We start from the raw sequence: 6,126 nt of genomic DNA on the forward strand, positions 1-6,126 counted from the left end.
GCAATATCTCCTTACTATTTATTGGTTCGATACTCGTGCAATTTTTCCTTGTTCAATGTAAATAAGCAAAATAGAAACATCAGCTGGATTTACGCCAGAAATACGTGAAGCTTGCCCCATCGAAAGTGGACGAACATCTTTCAATTTCTGTCTCGCTTCTGTGGCAAGGCTAGAAATCGCATCATAATCAATATCCACAGGGATTTTTTTGTTTTCCATTTTCTTCATGCGTTCTACTTGCTGTAAAGATTTCTCGATATATCCTTCATACTTAATCTGAATTTCAACTTGTTCTGTAATTTCATCATTTAATTCTAATTCACTTGGTACTAAAAGATGAATATGCTCATATGTCATCTCTGGACGACGTAATAAGTCACTTGCACGTATTCCATCTTTCAATTCGCTTCCACCAATACTACGAATTAATTCTTGAACTTCAGGACGCGGTTTAATAAAAATACTCTCTAACCGTTCCTTTTCCTGTTCAATTTGTAGTTTTTTATTTGTAAATCTCTCATAACGATCTTCTTTAATTAAACCAATTTCACGCCCAACCTCAGTTAGACGAAGATCTGCATTATCATGGCGTAATAATAAACGATATTCTGCACGAGACGTTAATAAACGGTATGGTTCATTTGTGCCTTTTGTTACAAGATCATCAATTAAGACACCAATATATGCATCAGCGCGACCTAAAATAACTTCTTTTTTACCTAAAGAACGACACGCTGCATTAATTCCAGCCATAAGCCCTTGTCCTGCCGCTTCTTCGTAACCAGAAGTTCCATTAATTTGTCCTGCTGTATATAAATTTTTAATTTTTTTCGTTTCAAGTGTTGGCCATAGTTGAGTTGGTACAATTGCATCATATTCAATTGCATAACCCGTACGCATCATTTCAACATTTTCCAGGCCAGGAATTGTTCTAAGCATTGCACGCTGTACATCTTCTGGTAAACTCGTCGATAAGCCTTGTACATATACTTCTTGCGTATTACGTCCTTCTGGCTCTAAGAAAATTTGATGACGTGGTTTATCATTAAATCTTACTACCTTGTCTTCAATTGAAGGGCAATATCTAGGCCCTGTTCCTTTAATCATACCAGAATACATAGCTGAGCGATGTAAGTTTTCATCTATTAAACGATGTGTTTCTGTACTTGTATACGTTAACCAACATGGAATTTGATCCATAATGAATTTTGTCGTTTCAAAAGAGAAAGCACGTGGCTTATCATCACCTGGTTGAATTTCTGTTTTACTATAATCAATCGTATTACTGTTTACACGCGGAGGTGTACCTGTTTTAAATCTAACAAGATCAAAACCAAGTTCCTCTAAGTGTTCAGATAACGTAATAGATGGTTGCTGATTATTTGGACCACTTGAATATTTTAAATCTCCCATAATAATCTCACCACGTAAAAATGTTCCCGTTGTAATTACAACTGTTTTCGCTGTGTATTCGGCACCAGCTTGCGTAATTACCCCTTTACATACACCATCTTCAACAATTAAACGCTCTACCAGACCTTGAAACAACGTTAAGTTTGGTGTTTCTTCAATTGTTTTCTTTAACTCATGCTGGTAAGAGAATTTATCAGCTTGTGCACGAAGCGCGCGTACAGCTGGTCCTTTACCCGTATTTAACATACGCATTTGAATATGTGTTTTATCAATATTGCGTCCCATTTCTCCGCCTAATGCATCAATTTCACGAACAACAATCCCTTTTGCTGGTCCACCAACAGAAGGGTTACATGGCATGAACGCTACCATATCTAAGTTAATTGTTAACATTAATGTTTTTGAGCCCATTCGTGCTGCCGCAAGACCAGCTTCACATCCTGCATGACCTGCACCGATTACTATGACATCATATGAACCGGCATTGTATCCCATTGTTTATTCCTCCTAATAACCTCTATCTTACTAAATCATCTCTGATTAAAGTTTCACTTTATTTTCCTAAACAAAATTGAGAGAACAATTGGTCAATTAAGCTTTCATGGACAGTATCACCAGTAATTTCACCAAGTATTTCCCACGTTCTTGTTAAATCAATTTGAACCATATCAATCGGAACACCATTTTCTATCGCTTCAATTGCATCATTAATTGTTTTTCCTGCTTGTGTTAATAATCCGATATGTCTTGCATTAGACACGTATGTCATATCCGCAGAATCAATTGTTCCTTCAAAGAATAAATCAGCTATTGCCTTTTCAAGCTCATCTATTCCTTGCTCCTCAATTAACGATGTTGTAATAACACGATTGCCTACCGCTAAATCTGTAACACGTTCCATATCAATTTCTTGCGGTAAATCTGTCTTATTTACAATGACAATGAAATCTTTTCCTTGTACGGCACGGAATAGATCCTCATCTTCATTTGTTAAAGCCTCGCTATAGTTCACTACAATTAACACTAAGTCTGCTTGGCTCATCATTTCCTTCGAACGCTCTACACCAATTCGTTCAACAACATCTTCCGTTTCACGAATTCCGGCTGTATCTATAAGTTTAAGTGGTACACCACGCACATTAACGTACTCTTCAATAACATCACGAGTTGTTCCTGCAATATCAGTTACAATTGCCTTTTTCTCCTGAACAAGACTATTTAATAGCGATGATTTCCCAACGTTAGGTCTACCGATAATCGCGGTAGAAATGCCTTCACGTAAAATCTTTCCTTGCTTCGATGTTTCTAATATCTTTTTAATTTCAGCACGGACATGTGTAGCTTTCTCAATTAAAATATTATGCGTCATCTCTTCTACATCATCATATTCTGGGTAATCTATATTCACCTCAATATGAGCTAATATTTCTAATATTTCTTGACGCAGATGGCCGATTAATTTAGATAATCGTCCTTCCATTTGGTTAATCGCTACATTCATAGCACGATCTGTTTTTGCACGGATTAAGTCCATAACAGCTTCTGCTTGTGACAAATCAATACGTCCATTTAAAAAAGCACGTTTTGTAAATTCACCAGGCTCTGCCAGTCGTACTCCTTGTGCTAAAATAAGCTGTAATACTTTATTTACCGAAACAAGTCCACCATGACAGTTAATTTCTACTATATTTTCACGCGTAAAAGTTCTTGGTGCACGCATAATGGATACCATAACTTCTTCAATAACTTGATTTGTATCTAAATCGACAATATGACCATAATGAATTGTATGAGAAGAAACCTGTGTTAAATCCTTCCCTTTAAAAATACGATTGACTTTCTCAATCGCATCATCCCCACTTACTCGAACAATGGCAATTGCACCTTCCCCAAGTGCTGTGGAAATTGCGGCAATTGTATCAAATTCCATGTCCTTTCACCTCACTTGCTTATTTATCTCTATTTCAACATGAATTTTTTCCGTCACTAAATTATTAGGATACCATAACGAACCTATCTACAAAAGAATAATAACTCATTTTATTATGTCCTTATGTAAAAAACACTAAACTTATTCACAGTGGATAAATTTAGTGTTTTTTAGTTATCCACACTTATTTTCTCCTCAAAAAAACCGGCACTCAATGGAGTAACCGGTCACTTGGAAGATATTACAACATACCGATGTGGTTCTTTCCCTTCAGAAGTTGTAATGATATTTTGATGATTAGATAATGCTTGGTGAATAATTTTTCGTTCAAAAGAAGGCATTGGTTCTAGAACAACCCTTTTTTTCGTACTCACTACTTGTTTTGCTAATCGATAAGAAAGAGATTCTAACGTATTTTTTCTTTTACTACGATAGTTTTCAGCATCCAGTGTAATACCAATATATTGCTTTGTATTACGATTCGCAACAAGTTTTGTTAAATACTGTAAGGAATTCAATGTATTACCTCTTTTACCAATTAAAACACCAATGTTTTCACCAAAAATTGTAAATTCAACTTCGCGTCCTTTTACAATTTTTCTAATCTCAACTTCCACACCCATATTTTGAACAACATTTTTTAAATACTCTTCACATTCTTGGATTGGATCTTTTTTCAATACAACTTCTACTACAGCGAGTCGATTCCCAAATAAACCCAGGAATCCCCTCTTACCCTCATCGATAATATTTATATCTACTCGATCTTTCGAAACATTTAATTGTCTTAAAGCATCTTGTACTGCCAGCTCGACTCTTTGTCCTTTAGCAGTAATTATACTCACTTGCTTGATCCTCCTGCCTTACTAGCCTTAATTTCAGGCCCTTTGATCATATACATTTGAGCGATACCAAAGATATTACCAACTACCCAGTACAATGATAGTGCTGCTGGGAAGTTAATTGCAAAGACTAAGATCATAATTGGCATAAGCCAAATCATCATTGCCATTTGCGGATTTTGCCCAGCCGTTCCTGCCATTGCAAGCTTTTGCTGAATAAAAGTCGTAATAGCCGCAACGATTGGAAGGATATAGTAAGGATCTGCCTGTCCTAAATCAAACCATAAAAATGTATGTTTACTAATTTCTGCCGTTCTCATAATCGCATGATAAAAAGCGAATAGGATAGGCATCTGAACAAATATTGGTAAACATCCTGCTAATGGATTTACACCATTTTTTTGATACAACTGCATCATTTCTTGTTGTAATTTTTGTTGTGTTGCTTGATCTTTTGAGCTGTACTTTTCTTTTAATTTCACCATTTCTGGTTGTAACGCCTGCATTGCTTTCGTACTCTTCGTTTGTTTAATCATTAATGGTAATAATGCAAAACGAATGATAAGAGTTGTAACAACGATTGCTAAACCATAATTACTACCAAATAAATTTGCAAAATACGTGATTAACTGAGAAAGCGGGTATACGAAATATTCATTCCAAATCCCAGTGCTTTTCGGTGTAATCGGCTGATTTGTTTCACTACAGCCGGTAGCGATTGCCATTAACATAATAACCATGGCTAATAAACCTATTTTCTTTTTCAAAGCTTGCTCCTCCTTGTTTCGGTATGTATATAGTGTAATTCATTTCCTTACGCTACTTTTTTATTCTCTTCATACCAGAGCGTTTAAAGACATGAATTAAGCTTTTCTTTAACTCTTCATATGTCATCTCTGCACAAGGCTTCCTTGCTATTATAACAAAATCTTTTCCAGAATCTATCTCATCTTTTAATTCTATAATCGATTGGCGAATCATACGCTTAATTCGATTACGAACTACTGCATTTCCTATTTTCTTACTAACAGAAAGACCAATGCGAAAATGCGGCTGTTTTTCTTTATCTAATTTGTATACAACAAACTGGCGATTGGCATTCGATTGTCCTTTTTGGAAAACAGCCTGGAATTCATCATTCTTTTTTATACGATTTTTTTTCTTCATATCATTTGACACTCCTGTATCTCATCAGCAGAAACTCATTATTATTAGAAAAAAAGACCACTGAACGATCAGTGGTCTACGCAGATAATACTTTTCTTCCTTTACGACGACGAGCTGCTAGCACTCTACGTCCGTTTGCTGTGCTCATACGGCTGCGGAAACCATGTACTTTGCTGCGCTTACGTTTATTTGGTTGGTAAGTTCTTTTCATTATATGACACCTCCCTGAGGAATATCTGTTAAAGACAGTCTAATAAATTATAGTAAATCAAATAGGAAAATGTCAATGGTTCTCGAAATTTTCATCAAATATTCATTTTTAACCTATTCACACACTTTTTCACAGTCCCTATATTTCCTTGTGGATAAATATATTTTCTCTTTTTTGTATCCACAAACTCTTTTTTTACTTTTACACAGTATATCGTATTGTGGACAAGTTTATTCCACAAGGTATTGATTTTGTGGATAACTTTCTTAAATTCATTGCTATAGCTGCTTTTTTTTGATATTATAGTTGTGTTTTCACTTTGAATAAGTTTTCCACACCTTTATTTTATCCACAATTTGTGCATAACATGTGGATAGTTTAAATCACATGTGGGTAAATAGTTGTCCACATTTGTTTTTTTGTCGAAAACTCTATCTCGGATACTAACGACGTTTTTATATTTTAAAATACGTTTCGTATAAATATGCATTAGAAATATTTACAGGTTGTACAATTGTTGCACAACCTTATTCTTTTACCATCTTTGTAAAGGAGGGACACCT

At 35.3% G+C, this 6,126-nt stretch carries 6 protein-coding genes; all 6 read right to left on the reverse strand.

Annotated elements, in window-relative coordinates; all coding sequences use genetic code 11:
• Positions 1-18: 18 nt before the first annotated feature.
• The 6 genes from mnmG to rpmH all read right to left on the reverse strand — a co-directional run bounded on the left by mnmG (position 19) and on the right by rpmH (position 5,563).
• Positions 19-1,908, reverse strand: a complete 1,890-nt coding sequence (mnmG, locus tag MHB76_RS26075) for a tRNA uridine-5-carboxymethylaminomethyl(34) synthesis enzyme MnmG (protein ID WP_002159664.1) — start codon at positions 1,906-1,908, stop codon at positions 19-21.
• A gap of 58 nt (positions 1,909-1,966) precedes the next feature.
• A complete protein-coding gene (gene mnmE, locus MHB76_RS26080) occupies positions 1,967-3,343 on the reverse strand; it encodes a tRNA uridine-5-carboxymethylaminomethyl(34) synthesis GTPase MnmE (RefSeq protein ID WP_078175138.1) in 1,377 nt (458 codons plus the stop codon).
• A gap of 227 nt (positions 3,344-3,570) precedes the next feature.
• The gene (jag, locus tag MHB76_RS26085; protein WP_078175139.1) at positions 3,571-4,188 is read right to left on the reverse strand and encodes an RNA-binding cell elongation regulator Jag/EloR; all 618 of its coding nucleotides are present in this window, start codon (positions 4,186-4,188) and stop codon (positions 3,571-3,573) included.
• Positions 4,185-4,952, reverse strand: coding sequence for a YidC family membrane integrase SpoIIIJ (spoIIIJ, locus tag MHB76_RS26090; protein WP_002144555.1), 768 nt, complete (start codon positions 4,950-4,952; stop codon positions 4,185-4,187). The genes jag and spoIIIJ overlap by 4 nt, the downstream gene beginning before the upstream one ends.
• Before the next feature lie 52 nt (positions 4,953-5,004).
• Entirely contained in the window at positions 5,005-5,352 is a 348-nt protein-coding gene (gene rnpA, locus MHB76_RS26095; RefSeq protein WP_002089963.1) for a ribonuclease P protein component, read from the reverse strand.
• Positions 5,353-5,428: 76 nt separating this feature from the next.
• A complete protein-coding gene (gene rpmH, locus MHB76_RS26100) occupies positions 5,429-5,563 on the reverse strand; it encodes a 50S ribosomal protein L34 (RefSeq protein ID WP_002068706.1) in 135 nt (44 codons plus the stop codon).
• Positions 5,564-6,126 lie beyond the last annotated feature (563 nt).

Origin of the sequence: Bacillus sp. FSL M7-1345, assembly GCF_038006985.1 — a bacterium.
GTDB lineage: Bacteria > Bacillota > Bacilli > Bacillales > Bacillaceae_G > Bacillus_A > Bacillus_A cereus_U.